Below are 13491 nucleotides of genomic sequence, written 5' to 3' on the forward strand. Positions count from 1 at the left end.
CATCTCCACCAATGACATGAGAGCGCTCATTGGAGATGATACCGATGACACCATTCATGTCTCAACTCAAGAGGCGGCTTTTGGCGGCAAGGGTGATGACACCATCACGGGTGGCAATGGTAATGACCTGCTTTATGGCGGAGATGGAAACGACACTATTTATGGCAATGCAGGCAATGATACGATCATTGGTGGCGCAGGTGATGATTTCCTGAGAGGAGGCACTGGCAATGATGTCTTCATCTGGGGAGCAGGTGACGGAAATGATATAGTATCTGAAGGGTATGATCATGGGTCCGACAGGTTAAAGCTGAGAGATTTGAATGCATCGGACCTGCAATTTACGCAAAGCCTAACCAATCCTCGAGATTATGTGATCACCAATAAAACGACAGGTGAGACTGTCACATTAGAGCTCAGTTATCGAGAGAATGGGGCTGGTAAGAACCAAGGTGTGAACTTTATTGAGTTTGCTGATGGGACGATATGGGACCAGAACACTATGCGTGCCCATGCTGTACTCCTTGGAACCTCTGCCGACGACGTTATCACCGGTGACGATCACTACGGTGAACGCATTGATGGCGGAGATGGAGACGACACCATTAACGGCCTCCGTGGAAACGATACAATTATTGGTGGTGCCGGAGATGATCTCTTAAGAGGAGGCTCCGGTAACGATATCTATGTGTTTGAGCATGGTTTCGGCCAAGACGAGGTTTCTGATAGCTCAGGAACTGACATAATCCGTTTTCAGGATGGCATCACGTTGTCTGATCTGAAAATTGTCAACGTAAACGGTGATTTGAAGTTCTATCTCATCGATCCTTCCAAACCAGACCAGCCAATTGAAGATATTAAAAACGTTCTCACCATCAAAAATAGCACTCAAATTGAGCGTTTTGCTTTCGCAGATGGGAATGATATTGCAAAAATCAAAGTCTTAACAGATGGCCGCTTAGAACTTTCTGGAAACGTTGGTTCAGAGCTGATCATTGGAAGTAATCACGATGATCATATCATCGGCAATGCAGGCAATGATACGATCATTGGTGGCGCAGGTGATGATTTCCTGAGAGGAGGCACTGGCAATGATGTCTTCATCTGGGGAGCAGGTGACGGAAATGATATAGTATCTGAGGGGTATGATCATGGATCCGACAGGTTAAAGCTGAGAGATCTGAATGCATCGGACCTGCAATTTACTCAAAACCTAACCAATCCTCGAGACTATGTGATCACCAATAAAACGACAGGTGAGACTGTCACATTAGAGCTCAGTTATCGAGAGAATGGGGCTGGTAAGAACCAAGGTGTGAACTTTATTGAGTTTGCTGATGGGACGATATGGGACCAGAACACTATGCGTGCCCATGCTGTACTCCTTGGAACCTCTACCGATGACGTTATCACCGGTGACGATCACTACGGTGAACGCATCGATGGCGGAGATGGAAACGACACTATTTATGGCAATGCAGGCAATGATACGATCATTGGTGGCGCAGGTGATGATTTCCTGAGAGGAGGCACTGGCAATGATATCTATGTGTTTGAGCATGGCTTTGGCCAAGACAAGGTTTCTGATTTTGCTACAGGTGCAGGTTTAAATGATATCATCAGATTTGATGCAGAACTATTCGCAAACTTTACATCAATACTCGCTGCCACAAATGACATTGGTGAAGATACGGTAATCAAGCTAGATGACGAGAACTCCATCACCTTGATGGGCGTTTCAAAAGCAGACCTACATGAAGATGACTTCCAGTTTTTCTGATTTTATGGTTTGTTCAAATCTCGTAACTTCAAACTAGATCCAAGTGACCCTGGGGATTTTCTCCGGGGTTTCTGTTTTGCGCGTTCTTAGCTTACAATTTTGCAAATCTTATTCTGGCCCTTCTGAGTGAGTGCAAAAGCAAGGATCTGTAGGAACAAGCGCCCAAGAAGGAGAACGAACGGGCTGCAGCCCTTCCGTCTGGCTCATGTATAAACAGCCAAATCAGTTATTGATTTCAACCATTCAGGTTTTGGGGACTTGAATCATGTCACTAATCAATATCGTACATTCTGGAGAAGTGTTTGAGAACTGCCAAAAACAACGAAAACACCAACAAATTTTGAGACTTACATGCTTAAGTTAACGCCTCCAGGAATGATAGCGGCAACGATACCGTTCGCTTCAAGGATCTAATACTCAGCACTTACGACCACGTGAACTATAAAGAAGCCTTGCGTCAACAGTGGGATAAGGATGACTAATCTGATTCACTCTTTATGTCCGACATGGAATCCATATCAAGCGCTTTGAGTTTGTTGATAGCAGTGTGCTGAGTAGGATTGATCTCACATTTTGGGATGGCTCTAATCTCTTACTGAAGGCTAGCGATGCCGGAGAGACCATAACTGGCAGCAACCTAAGAGATACAACTCGCGGATTTGCCGGTGATGATATACTGGATACAGGCGGTCACCCTGGTGGGAAGCAGTATCTGAAGGGTAAGCAAGGAAACAATACCTACCACAACGGCACAGAAGCGGGCCACGTACCTTTAAGCTCCCATATCGAGTATGACGGTTGGGAAACCGACAAGGTCATTTTCAAGAACCTGCCGCTTTCCGACTTCACCTTTAGCACGTTCTAAGGAAGAGACAATAAAAGCGAGAAGCACGATGCGCTGCTGATGAGCTGGTCAAAGAGTGACATATTTGAGTCTATCAAGTTTTAAGATCTTAGCCGTCATATCGAGCACTTTAAGTTCGCAGATGAAACCAGTTTGAGTGAGATCAAATTACATGATGATGGCCTGTTGGAACTGATCGGAACAGGAGACGATGATGTAATCTTTAGCGGATCTCATTCTCAAACGATAAGCGGTAACACAGGTTCTGAAGATATTATCCGTTTCTATAGCAACGTTTTTTGCTGGCTTTGATGCTGTACTCGTTACAGTAACCGATAAGGAAAAGTAATGTTGTCATTGCTCTGGCTTCTGACAACTCAGTCATTTTGAACAATGTATCGAAGTCAAACCTTCATTCTGATGATTTCCAACTTGTCTAATAGAAAGCATTTCATCCCCTTGGCTCTACTAGCTAAGGGGATGAAAATATTGAGTTACTCCCCCCACAAAAACACAAGTAAGTCCCAAATTTCACCTTAAGTGGCCCCAATTCAAAAAATGTTCCACTTGACCCATTTATTCAAAATGGTACATTTGTCCCATTAGTAGAGGCGAGTCGGCTATGGAACCTACAACAGACGTATTCAATCGAACTTTCACTGCATCAGAAGTTGCCAAACTCATCGGCATGAACATTGAAACTTTGCGTGTGTGGCGAAGGAGGAAGCAGTTTGTACTAGAGGGGGAAGGCGAAGGTTGGACACGATACACCTTCGGCGATCTCATGGTCGTTGCAACTTACAACACACTTGTGCGTGCCCACTGTACAAACGCAATGGCGGAAATGATCGCTGGTACCATTTCTATGAGAGTGGAGAAAAACTGGCCGCAGCTTCTAGACATAGAAGAAGGCGTATTTTGCATCTGCAACATGTCAGCAGATGATAAGAGCTTGTCCATCGAGTTGTATCACGGCTTGGAAGCTGTTCAGAATGCAATAGCTGACTTTATTCATACGGCAGAGCGGCAACCCGCTTTTCATGTTGTCGACTGCACGGCATTGATTGTCCAAATGCTAGACGCCTATGACGAGCTCCAAAAAGAGCAAACCACCTAGTTCTCACTCCATTGAGTTGGGCAATAGATCCCAACATTACATCCAAGACAATTCACTTGCTGCAGACCAAGATCAATAGGGGATCGATATGGCGAGAGCGCAGTTGAACTTGAGTATCCAGCCGTATCGCATGCTGAAGAGAGCTGATGCGGCTTCTTATTGCGGACTAAGTGCAACCAGCTTCCTGGCCAATTGCCCGGTTCCCGCTGTTCTTCTTCCTGGAGGGCGCAAGGTCTGGGACGTCAAGGATTTGGATCGTTGGATTGAAGGCTTAAAGGAAGACAGCCGTCCATCGGATGATGATCTCCTCAATCAGCTGGGAGCCTGATATGACGATAATCCGGGTCAAAGGCTTCAAGATCTTCAATGACCAGCATGGCAAGCTGCGGTGTTATCATCGCAAGACTGGAGAGGCGATCAATCTGGAAAAAGCGCCAATTGGCAGTGCTGCCTTTCTGGCAGAATGCGAGCGACTGACAAGCTTGATGTCAGTGGCTGATACCAGCAGGCCGGGCACGCTCGGCAATCTGATTGACAAGTATCGCGCCAGCTCTGCCTTTTTTGAGTTGGCTGAGCGCACCAAGTCGGACTATCAAAAGGTCTTTGATTATCTGGCACCAATCAACAACACCCCCCTCACCCGCTTTACCTCACCCTTCATTGTCAAACTCAGAGATAAAGCAGAGGAGCAGCGTAAGCGGCGTTTTGCAAACTATGTGAAGCAGGTGCTTTCTGTTCTGTTTTCATGGGGCAAAGAGCGTGGCTTCGTCAAAGAAAACCCTGCGCTTGGGGTCAAATCCATTCGCAAACCTAAGAATGCTCCAATCGCCAACAGGCCTTGGACGGATGATGAGCGCAGGATCGTTTTAAAACACGCATCTCCTCAAATGGTCCCTGCCCTTACCTTGATGATGTATACGGGACTTGGTCCTCAAGACGCGCTTACGCTTTCCAAGCAACAATACCAAAATGGCTTCATCTCAACCCGTAGAGCCAAAACAGGGGCTCCGGTCTTTTGGCCTGTCATTGCACCTTTGAAAGCAGCTCTTGATGAAGCGCCAGATCACGAAGCGCCAACGCTTTGCGCAAACTCCAGAGGGCAATCATGGACTGTCTCGGGGTTCAGAGCATCATGGCGCAAACTACGCATCCAATTAGAAGACAAGAGCCTGATTGAGCCGGGCCTTACTCTTTATGGTCTGCGGCATACGGTGGCGACCATTTTGCGGGAGATTGGGCTGAATGACAGAGACCTTGCCGCTGCGCTGGGACATGAGACAGAAGCGATGGCACGGCTTTATGCCAAAGGAGCTGATTTGCGCAAAAGCATGTCGGATATTGCTGTCCGATTTGAGAAGGAAATAACTCTGCGCGGGGAAAAGTTCAGCAAGCAGTTAGAGCAAAAGTGTCAAACCATGCCGGAAAAAGTGTCAAACCTTGAGAAAGCTGAGCGAATGCTCGGTTTATTATCTAGTAATTTCAAGGAGATAAGTGGTGCCCGGAGGCGGATTCGAACCACCGACACGCGGATTTTCAATCCGCTGCTCTACCAACTGAGCTATCCGGGCACATTCTGCTGGGGCGGTTTGTTTTCCGTCCCGCGAAGGTGAGCGTCTTATAGGGTGCCAGATTTCTCCTGTCCAGCGGGCAAATGCATTTTTTTCAAAGAAATCTGATTTCTCCACTGCCCACTCAACAAAAAATCGTAAGCTCCTTAAATCATAGCACTTTTAGCAGCTTTGATCGGCTTTAAGGGTTCTTAGTTGACCTTCACCTGTCAGTTGGGTGCTCCATTTTCGGAAATATCCCAGAACAAAGCCACCATGTTACGCAGTGCATCTCGCGCAACGGGCTTGAGAATATGCTCGTTAGGAGCATGCTGTGAGCATCCAGCATAAGAGTGAGGCACCCAAACTGTTGGCATTCCTAAAGTTTCAGCAAAACACTCATTGGGCAATGAGCCTGCGAGGTTTGGCAGTACATGTGGTTTCTTACCGCTTGTTTCCTCTAAGGAAGCAGAAACCATTCTCACCCACGGATTATTTGGAGAAAGACGGGTCGCGTGAAAGAAGCCACGGTCTTCTTGTCTGATCTCGGCATCCTTGAAGCCATTCGCATCCAAATGAGCGCGCAGTGCCGGGATAAGGCCTTGAACGTCCGTTCCTACCACATAGCGCAGTTGGCAGACAGCGAAAGCGTAGCCGTCAATGGCGTTGACGGGGGCTTCCGGAACGCCGCTTTTCATGGCCAATACAGCAAAGGAGTTCCAACCGAACACACGCTCGGCAGGTGTCAGCCCTTCTTCACCCCAGTTCTCGCTGATTGTCGGCCCCTGAGGATCCCCAACAGGCAACTCGCTGAGCGCTTCACGAATGTCCGGCGTCAGGCTGGTTGGACGCCAGCCCGGAATCTGGATCTGTCCCCGAGCATCAGCAATGCAAGAGATTGCGTTAGCAAGAATGATCGCAGGATCGGCAAGCAGCCCCCCCCAGTTACCAGAATGGTTTGCACCATCACGCAGGTTCACTTGCAAGGTGAAGGTCTGTGCGCCGCGGGCACCTGTGAAAACGGTTGGCGTATCAGCTTGCAATCGTGGACCATCGGAAGCGATGAGCACATCTGCGGCCAGCATTCTCTTGTGTTCTTCGAAAAACTCCTGAAGACCAGCAGAGCCAGTTTCCTCAGAGGTTTCGATGATCACTTTGCAATTGAAGCCCAGTTGCTTCTTTTCCTGAAGCAAACAGCCCAAAGCTTGCAGGTTGATCAGGTGCTGGCATTTATTGTCGGCCGTCCCACGGCCATAGATGCGATCACCATCTTCTTCCAGAACGAAGGGATCTCTGCCACCCATCCAGTTGCCTGCTTGTCCTCGCACCACATCACCATGGCCATAAGTGAGGATTGTAGGGAGATATGGATCTTCAATCCGCTCGCCATAGAGGAAAGGTCCACCGGCTGGGTTGGGGTTGTCGAATATGTGCGTTTTGAAGCCGAGGCGTTCGAGCAGAGGGCGCATCTCTTCTTTCAGGTAACGCATCAGTTGAGGCTTGGAGTGAGGTTCCTGGCTTTCAGTCGGGATTGCAATCAATCGTGCCAGGTCTTTGAGGAATGCGCCGCTGTCGAAGTAGGTTTCCGCCCGTTGGATGGCTTCATTGCGACTGGACATTCTCATTCTCCCTCTAAACTCAGTTGGCGCAGTTAATCACTTAAGGGAGCTCCAATCCACTCTGTTTGTTGCAGCAGCTTTAATGCACTCTGAAGACCGGCACCCGTCGCCATGCACATGCCGGGCAAGATCATCCACTCCAATACCCACGCAGCGCCTGAACGCTCCTGCTCATGTACCAGCGTGCCATGCATGGCGGATACTTGCGTGCTGTTGTAGCGCGCCAGCGTAACCAACAGTTCTGCATTGATTGGATTGTGTTTGTGAGCCATGGCAGACGAACTGCCTCCGCCAGAAAGTCTAATCTCACCAACACCCTGTTGAGCCATCAGTGTTACATCCGCACCCAGTTTGCCGAGACTACCGGAGATCATGGAAAGCACATTCGCATAATCAACCAGATTATCCCGCTGTGTGTGCCATGACAGATTGGGCACTCCCAGTTCCAACTCAGCCGCCATTTGTGCGGCAATGGCCTCAGCATGCTCGCCTTGTGTTGCTGAAGTTCCAACAGGGCCGCCGTACTGAAGCACCGAAACCTGCTTTGCAGCATCTTCCAGCTTCTGCTGATAACGCTTCAGCGGTGCGATCCACGTAGCTATGCGATCACTTGCTGTGATTGGCAAGGCAGCTTGCATGCGGGTTCTGCCCATAAGCGTATGATCGGCATTTGCTGACTTTAGCGTCTCGAGTGCGCCCACCACTGCTGCCAGACGAGTGGCCAAAACTTGAGAGACTTGTTTAAGAGCTAAAGCTAGTGCCGTGTCCATAACATCCTGACTGGTGGATGTTTTATGGCATTCGGAAGCGTGAGGTTCACCAATGCGGGCACGCAACTGTGCAATGAAAGCCGGGATCGGCAGACCATCTTTGGCAACGCCTGCTTTCAGTGCAGCAAGGTCTGGCTCAAAACCTTCACTGCCTTTGAGTACAGCCTCTTTTGCCTCCGCTGAAATGAGCGCCTGTTCGCTCAAAGCATTGATGAGAGCCACTTCGTAAGCCAGATAGTGGCGCAATGTTGCTTCGAGTGAGAAGGCACTTTGCACCTCCTCATCTCCAAACAATCCGCTCCACACCGGGTCTGTGAAGAGGCTCACAACCACATCAGTCCCTTTCAAGCGCGATTGCGATGCCCTGACCAACGCCAATACACATGGTCGCCAGTGCGCGTTTTTTGCCTTGCAGGCTCAACTCGAGAGCAGCGGTGCCAGTGATACGTGCACCAGACATGCCGAGTGGATGACCCAATGCGATTGCACCGCCATTCGGATTGATGTGCTCAGCGCTTTCATCAAGGCCCAATTCGCGAAGGACAGCGATACCCTGACTTGCAAAGGCCTCGTTCAGTTCAATGATGTCGAAATCAGATGGTTGCAGGTCCAAGCGGGTGCAGAGCTTCTTCGCAGCAGGCGCAGGCCCAATACCCATAATGCGCGGAGATACGCCAGCTGTTGCTCCACCCAACACACGTGCGATTGGCGTGAGGCCGTATTTCTTGACTGCTTCAGCAGACGCAACAATCAATGCTGCAGCACCATCGTTGACACCAGATGCATTGCCCGCGGTGACGCTGCCGTTTTCGCGGAATGGTGTTGGCAGCTTTGCAAGTTTTTCAGCGGTCGTTCCTGCACGTGGGTGTTCGTCAGCTGAGACGATAATCGGATCGCCTTTGCGCTGTGGGATTGTTACGTCGATGATCTCTTTGGCAAGACGACCATTTTCCTGAGCGGCGGCAGCTTTCGCCTGAGAGCGGGCAGCAAAGGCATCCTGATCTGCACGGGAGATGCCAAAATCTTCGGCAACGTTCTCACCAGTCTCCGGCATGCTGTCGATGCCGAACTGCTTCTTCATCTTAGGGTTCACAAAGCGCCAGCCAATGGTGGTGTCGAACACTTCGTTAGCGCGAGAAAAAGGTGTAGTTGCCTTTGGCATCACAAAGGGCGCGCGGGACATGGATTCCACACCGCCAGCAATCACAAGATCGCATTCACCTGTCTTGATGGCACGAGACGCCGCAATCACGGCATCCATGCCAGAGCCACACAGGCGGTTCAGTGTTGTCCCCGGAACAGCTTCCGGCAGGCCCGCCAGCAGAGCAACCATGCGCGCAACGTTGCGGTTGTCTTCACCCGCCTGGTTGGCACAACCGTAATACACTTCATCAACCGCTTCCCAATCCACGAAAGGGTTACGTTCCATCAGTGCCTTGATTGGCAGAGCACCCAGATCATCCGCCCGAACTGAAGACAACGCGCCTCCATAACGACCAATTGGTGTTCTAATATAATCGCAAATATATGCCTCTGACATCAGGCCGTCTCCACTTTGTTACCCGCATGCGCCGCCGCTGTTCGCGCCTTCAATGCGCGCAGAACAGACAGTTCCTCCTCAGTCGGCGCAGGGGTCTCCTGCAAATCATCACTGAAACGTACAGCCCAAGACACGGTTTGTTGCACCCGTTCTTTGGTCGTACCCGGATGAAGGGAAACCACTGTCAACTCTTTAGTGACAGGATCAGGTTTCCAGATGGCAAGGTCTGTAATCAGCAGTGTCGGGCCTTTTGTCGTGATGCCCATACGTGCGCGGTGGTCACCGCCTTCCCCGTGTCCGAAGGAGGTAAAAAAGTCCAGTTTCTCAACAAAACCACGCTTGCTTTGTTTCATGGTGATGTAGATTTCCTGAGAGGACGACGCAATCTCTGGTGCACCGCCACCGCCCGGCAATCTCACTGTTGGATTGTCGTAGTCACCCACCACCGTTGTGTTGATATTGGCGAAGCGATCAATCTGCGCTGCCCCCAGAAAACCGACAGTAATCTTTCCACCTTGCAGCCAGTAGCGGAACATCTCGGTTACGGAGACGGTTGTCAGCGCTGTGTCACAGAGTTCACCATCCCCGATGGAAAGGGGGAGAACATCTGGCGCAGTGCCAATCGTCCCGCTCTCATAGATCAACGTGATATCAGGCGCATGCGTGAGGCGCGCGATGTTGCAAGCCGCAGATGGAGGGCCGATGCCGACAAAGCAGACATCTGTATTGCTCAAGGCACGGGACGCGGCGATGGCCATCATCTCGTCCGGGGTAAAGTCTTGCTCAGTCATGACGTCACCTCCAGCCCTTTGATGCGGCCAGCAAACACATCAGGCCCCTGCTTCAGCACATGCTCTTCCATCCACGCCTGGAATTTTTCGCGATCTGCAGCGATTGGATCCCAGTCGATGTAGGTCTTATTGTCTCTGCCGTAGTATCCTTGCGCGTAAGATGGATGTGCTCCACCTGGCACTTCACAAATGGCGGAGACTGTCCAGTGAGGCAGGATGCAAGCGTTCATATGCGTGTCCAATTCGTCGACAACTTCTTCAACTGTCACGATGGAATGTGTAGCCGCCAGAACAGCTTCTTTCTGCACACCTACAATCCCTTCAATCAGCACATTGCCTTTGCGATCTGCTTTGAGCGCATGGATGAAAGCGACATCTGGCCGAATGGATGGAACGGCTGCTAGTTCTTCACCTGTAAAGGGACAGGTCACGCTTCTGATGTTCGGATTCACACGCTGAAGTTCTGTTCCCAAATACCCACGAAAGATCGCACATGGCAGTCCCGCGGCACCAGCTTCATAAGCATTGGCAAGAGCAGCATGAGAATGCTCTTCAATCTCAATGGACCGCGGCCAACTGTTTTCGATTGAATCTCGCACTCGGCGCAGCAAACCAACTCCCGGATTGCCGGCATAGGAAAAGATCATCTTTTTGACCAAACCCATGCCGATGAGCTGATCATAGATAAGATCCGGCGTCATGCGGACGATGGTGAGTTCATCAATGCTTTGCCGAATGACTTCATGGGCAGCAGCGTGGGGGATGAGGTGCGTAAAACCTTCAAAAGCGGCCATATCGCCGCTTTTGAGGTATTTCTTGACCGCATCTTTTAGAGACAGAAATTCAGCCATGTTTATCAATCAGATATCAAAGAAGACGGTTTCGTTTTCACCCTGAATGTAAATATCAAAGGTGTAGGTGTCGCCGGATTGCTTGGCGATCAGCGTTGGGACGCGAACGCGATGCTCAATACGGCCTAAAACCGGATCCGCGGCATTGGCCTCTTCCTCTTCCGGGAAGTACATGCGCGTGTTGAGGCCGATGTTTATCCCACGCGCAACGATCCAGAAGTTGATATGCGGCGCTTGCACTCTGCCATCAGGAAACGGCAAAGAACCCGGTTTCACAGTTTCAAAGCAGAACTCACCAGTTTCCAGATCAACCGGCTGACGTCCCCACCCTGTAAAGTTTGGATCTGCATCTCCACGCGTTTCAGACGGGCTGTTGAACAGGCCCTCACTGTCTGCCTGCCAGATCTCTAGCATAGCGTCTTTTAGCGGTGTGCCGGTTCCATCAAACACGCGACCTTTAATGGTGATGCGCTGCCCGTTGGTCTGCTCATTCACCATGCGGGCACCAAGGTCTTCCGTAAAAATCCCCGTATTGCCGATGAAGTTCGGTGTGCAGCCAATGTGAACGTAAGGGCCAGCCGTCTGGCTTGGGCTTTCTTTCAGATACTCCAGCTTAGTCATATCAATTGCCCTCCATACGGTTCTCAAACATGGTCGAGCGACGTCCGCGCAGAACAATATCAAATCGATAGGCGCGGGCATCCATTGGCACGGTGTGGTTCATATCCAGCTTGGCAACAAGCATCTCAATGGCTGCAGGATCATTGATGGTTCGAACAATCGGGCACATCGGAATATGCGGATCACCTTCAAAGTACATCTGTGTGATCAGACGCTGCGCAAAGCCAGACCCGAACAGAGAGAAATGAATGTGTGAAGGGCGCCAGTCATTTACCCCGTTTGGCCATGGATATGGGCCGGGACGAATGGTGCGGAAGACATAGTAGCCGTTCTCATCCGTAATCACGCGGCCACATCCTCCGAAGTTCGGGTCAAGCGGTGCCAAATAGCCGTCTTTCTTGTGACGGTAGCGACCACCTGCATTGGCCTGCCACACCTCCACCAGCGCGTTTGGCACAGGTCTGGCTTCTTCATCCAGAACGTGGCCATGCACGATGATGCGTTCTCCCAACGCACTTTCACCGGTCTTTGCGTAGTTCAACACCAGATCATGATCCAGCTCACCAAGCATATTGTGACCGAACACCGGCCCAGTGGTTTCGCTGATTGTATTTCCGAATGACAAAAGTGCTTTTTGCGGAGACCGCAACACACTCGTTTTGTAATTGGGCGACAATGCCTGCGGGTGCCAGTTTCGATCTCGCGGAAAGAACGGACCAGCATTGGTCGTTGGCTTGCTCATCTCACTCCCCTGACGCATCAAGCTGCGCGAACACATTTTTTACGACTTTGATGGCGCTGTTTGCGGCTGGCACACCGGCATAAATTGCGGTATGCAGCAGAGCTTCGCTTATATCTTCCCGTGTTGCCCCGGTGTTTCTTGCAGCCCGCACATGCATGGCCACTTCATCTAGGTGCCCTAACGCAGCGAGAAGCGCAATAGTTACAATGGACCTCTCCCGCAATGTCCAGTTGTGCCTAGACCATACATGGCCCCATGCTGCTTCCGTGATAAGTTCCTGAAATGGCGCGTCAAAACTGTTCTTTTGCACTTCAGCCGCGTTCACGTGAGTATCCCCCAACACCCGGCGACGTGTTTGCATTCCCTGTTTGTAGATTTCAGTTTGACGCTGTTCACGCTGATCAACGTTGCTCGGCCAACGCGAAATTGCCTGCCGAACCAGATGCGCTAGATACTCAGGTTGCTCAATACTCGGCAGGTGTCCGCAGTTACGAACCCGCTCAAACTTGGCGTTCGGGATGAGGTTTGCCATCTCTTCCACCAGCTCTGGTGACGTGGACTGATCATCCTCCCCTGCGATGCACAGAACAGGTACGTCGATCTGAGCTGCCGAGCATGTCAGATCTGCATCACGAATGGCTGCGCAAGTGCCGAGGTATCCCTCCACTGGTGTCCGGCACAACAGGTTGCGATAACCTGCGACAGAAGCAGGCATCTCATCTTGAAAGCCTTTTGAGAACCAACGGGACATCACCGCGTTGGCGATCCCCTCCATCCCGTTGGCCTCAATCGCGTCGATGCGGTCCTGCCACCCCTGAGGATCACCAATGCGCGGTGCGGTGTCACACAGGATGAGCCCTCTGACCAAGTCTGGTCGGGCTGCCTGCAACGCCATTGCGATCATTCCCCCTACAGATACACCGCAAATCACCGCATTCTTGATGCCCTGACTGTCCATGAGTGCAGCAAGGTCTCGCATATGCAAATCAATGGAGTAACGCGCGTCCCCGACACCAGAAAGACCATGCCCGCGTTTATCATAGGTCAGCACTTCGCCTTGATGCCCGAGATGAAGCAGAAACTCATCCCAAATGCGAAAGTCCGTTCCCAATGAATTGATCAGAACAAGCGCTGGAGCAGCTGTGTCTGAACTGGTCTTTTTGAAGTGAAGCGTGGTCGCGTTTAAGTCTATGAAGTGCATGCACATCCCCCTAAACGGATAAATTGCATGCCCTTTTCAAAATGAATAATGATATTATCCAGATTAAT

Annotated in this window: 12 protein-coding genes, 1 tRNA gene and 1 pseudogene; 5 read left to right on the top strand and 9 right to left on the bottom strand. The window is 50.7% G+C overall.

All coding sequences use genetic code 11. From position 1 onward, the window contains the following. The 5 genes and pseudogenes from AC3CB2_RS18205 to AC3CB2_RS18225 all read left to right on the top strand — a co-directional run. A partial coding sequence (locus AC3CB2_RS18205) for a calcium-binding protein (RefSeq protein WP_352936033.1) occupies positions 1-1780 on the top strand: 1780 nt, incomplete at its 5' end. A 547-nt stretch (positions 1781-2327) separates the two neighbouring features. After that, positions 2328-2645, top strand: a complete 318-nt coding sequence (locus AC3CB2_RS18210) for a hypothetical protein (RefSeq protein ID WP_352936031.1) — start codon at positions 2328-2330, stop codon at positions 2643-2645. A 601-nt stretch (positions 2646-3246) separates the two neighbouring features. Next, on the top strand, positions 3247-3741 hold the full coding sequence (locus AC3CB2_RS18215) for a MerR family transcriptional regulator (RefSeq protein ID WP_352936029.1): 495 nt from the start codon (positions 3247-3249) through the stop codon (positions 3739-3741). Between the two features lie 88 nt (positions 3742-3829). Then, positions 3830-4069, top strand: coding sequence for a hypothetical protein (locus AC3CB2_RS18220; protein ID WP_208609212.1), 240 nt, complete (start codon positions 3830-3832; stop codon positions 4067-4069). 580 nt (positions 4070-4649) lie between these two features. Continuing rightward, positions 4650-5039, top strand: a pseudogene (locus AC3CB2_RS18225) (tyrosine-type recombinase/integrase); the annotation flags it as partial. Between the two features lie 194 nt (positions 5040-5233). Here the strand turns inward: AC3CB2_RS18225 and AC3CB2_RS18230 are convergent. The 9 genes from AC3CB2_RS18230 to pcaDC form a co-directional block, all read right to left on the bottom strand. Continuing rightward, a tRNA-Phe gene (locus AC3CB2_RS18230) sits at positions 5234-5309 on the bottom strand. A gap of 209 nt (positions 5310-5518) precedes the next feature. After that, positions 5519-6907, bottom strand: a complete 1389-nt coding sequence (locus AC3CB2_RS18235) for a M20 family metallopeptidase (protein WP_352936027.1) — start codon at positions 6905-6907, stop codon at positions 5519-5521. Between the two features lie 32 nt (positions 6908-6939). Further along, positions 6940-8025: a 3-carboxy-cis,cis-muconate cycloisomerase gene (locus tag AC3CB2_RS18240; protein WP_488389897.1), complete on the bottom strand. Its 1086-nt coding sequence runs from the start codon at positions 8023-8025 to the stop codon at positions 6940-6942. Further along, positions 8012-9217, bottom strand: coding sequence for a 3-oxoadipyl-CoA thiolase (gene pcaF / locus AC3CB2_RS18245; RefSeq protein WP_352936023.1), 1206 nt, complete (start codon positions 9215-9217; stop codon positions 8012-8014). Before pcaF ends, AC3CB2_RS18240 begins: the two co-directional genes overlap by 14 nt. Further along, the gene (locus AC3CB2_RS18250; protein ID WP_352936020.1) at positions 9217-10008 is read right to left on the bottom strand and encodes a CoA-transferase subunit beta; all 792 of its coding nucleotides are present in this window, start codon (positions 10006-10008) and stop codon (positions 9217-9219) included. Before AC3CB2_RS18250 ends, pcaF begins: the two co-directional genes overlap by 1 nt. Next, positions 10005-10859, bottom strand: a complete 855-nt coding sequence (locus AC3CB2_RS18255; protein ID WP_352936017.1) for a CoA transferase subunit A — start codon at positions 10857-10859, stop codon at positions 10005-10007. The genes AC3CB2_RS18250 and AC3CB2_RS18255 overlap by 4 nt, the downstream gene beginning before the upstream one ends. A 9-nt stretch (positions 10860-10868) precedes the next feature. Continuing rightward, complete coding sequence (pcaG, locus tag AC3CB2_RS18260) at positions 10869-11480, bottom strand: protocatechuate 3,4-dioxygenase subunit alpha (protein WP_352936014.1); 612 nt, start codon at positions 11478-11480, stop codon at positions 10869-10871. A gap of 1 nt (position 11481) precedes the next feature. After that, positions 11482-12240, bottom strand: coding sequence for a protocatechuate 3,4-dioxygenase subunit beta (gene pcaH / locus AC3CB2_RS18265; protein ID WP_352936011.1), 759 nt, complete (start codon positions 12238-12240; stop codon positions 11482-11484). Next, positions 12224-13423, bottom strand: a complete 1200-nt coding sequence (gene pcaDC / locus AC3CB2_RS18270; RefSeq protein WP_352936008.1) for a bifunctional 3-oxoadipate enol-lactonase/4-carboxymuconolactone decarboxylase PcaDC — start codon at positions 13421-13423, stop codon at positions 12224-12226. The genes pcaH and pcaDC overlap by 17 nt, the downstream gene beginning before the upstream one ends. Between the last annotated feature and the right edge of the window lie 68 nt (positions 13424-13491).

It is taken from the genome of Pseudovibrio sp. SCP20, assembly GCF_057774105.1.

Coding starts and splice junctions, on each gene's coding strand:
- AC3CB2_RS18235 (WP_352936027.1), bottom strand. CDS start 6,907: ATGTCCAGTCGCAATGAAGCCATCCAACGGGCGGAAACCTACTTCGAC.
- pcaDC (WP_352936008.1), bottom strand. CDS start 13,423: ATGCACTTCATAGACTTAAACGCGACCACGCTTCACTTCAAAAAGACC.
- AC3CB2_RS18255 (WP_352936017.1), bottom strand. CDS start 10,859: ATGGCTGAATTTCTGTCTCTAAAAGATGCGGTCAAGAAATACCTCAAA.
- pcaG (WP_352936014.1), bottom strand. CDS start 11,480: ATGACTAAGCTGGAGTATCTGAAAGAAAGCCCAAGCCAGACGGCTGGC.
- pcaH (WP_352936011.1), bottom strand. CDS start 12,240: ATGCGTCAGGGGAGTGAGATGAGCAAGCCAACGACCAATGCTGGTCCG.
- AC3CB2_RS18250 (WP_352936020.1), bottom strand. CDS start 10,008: ATGACTGAGCAAGACTTTACCCCGGACGAGATGATGGCCATCGCCGCG.
- pcaF (WP_352936023.1), bottom strand. CDS start 9,217: ATGTCAGAGGCATATATTTGCGATTATATTAGAACACCAATTGGTCGT.
- AC3CB2_RS18220 (WP_208609212.1), top strand. CDS start 3,830: ATGGCGAGAGCGCAGTTGAACTTGAGTATCCAGCCGTATCGCATGCTG.
- AC3CB2_RS18215 (WP_352936029.1), top strand. CDS start 3,247: ATGGAACCTACAACAGACGTATTCAATCGAACTTTCACTGCATCAGAA.